Below are 603 nucleotides of genomic sequence, written 5' to 3' on the forward strand. Positions count from 1 at the left end.
CCCCATTCGGACATCCCCGGATCAAAGCCTGCTTACGGCTCCCCGAGGCAATTTCGTTGTTCGCCACGTCCTTCTTCGGCTCCTAGTGCCTAGGCATCCTCCGTGCGCTCTTAGTAGCTTAACCAGTCGTTCCGGATAATCGGTTCACACTCCCGTTGTAGCTCTGTTTCTTTGATCCAATAAGAGAACTTAGCGGAAGAAACACATCTATAAAAGTCGTTTTGACCCGTTTATCCTTCACTTTCGTGTAAAAAAACTAAAGCTTTAAGGATGTTTCATTATTCGCTATCCAGTTTTCAAGGTGCAAGAAGTGAATTGTTGGTGGAGCCAAGCGGGATCGAACCGCTGACCTCCTGCTTGCAAGGCAGGCGCTCTCCCAGCTGAGCTATGGCCCCAAACAAATTCCTTCAAAGCTGAACAAATGCCATCACGTCGATTGCCAAACTGTTATCCAATCATCATCGTGATTGGGATATTCCTTAGAAAGGAGGTGATCCAGCCGCACCTTCCGATACGGCTACCTTGTTACGACTTCACCCCAATCATCTACCCCACCTTCGACGGCTGGCTCCTTGCGGTTACCCCACCGGCTTCGGGTGTTGT

Annotated in this window: 1 tRNA gene and 2 rRNA genes; all 3 read right to left on the reverse strand. The window is 49.8% G+C overall.

Going from position 1 to position 603, the window contains the following annotated elements:
• Positions 1-124, reverse strand: a 23S ribosomal RNA gene (locus tag GON22_RS25590); the annotation flags it as partial.
• Positions 125-319: 195 nt separating this feature from the next.
• Positions 320-395: transfer RNA gene (locus GON22_RS25595), tRNA-Ala, on the reverse strand.
• A gap of 88 nt (positions 396-483) precedes the next feature.
• Positions 484-603 (reverse strand): 16S ribosomal RNA (locus GON22_RS25600); the annotation flags it as partial.

Origin of the sequence: Paenibacillus sp. MMS18-CY102 (assembly GCF_009789195.1) — a bacterium.
Taxonomy (GTDB): Bacteria; Bacillota; Bacilli; order Paenibacillales; family Paenibacillaceae; genus Paenibacillus_T.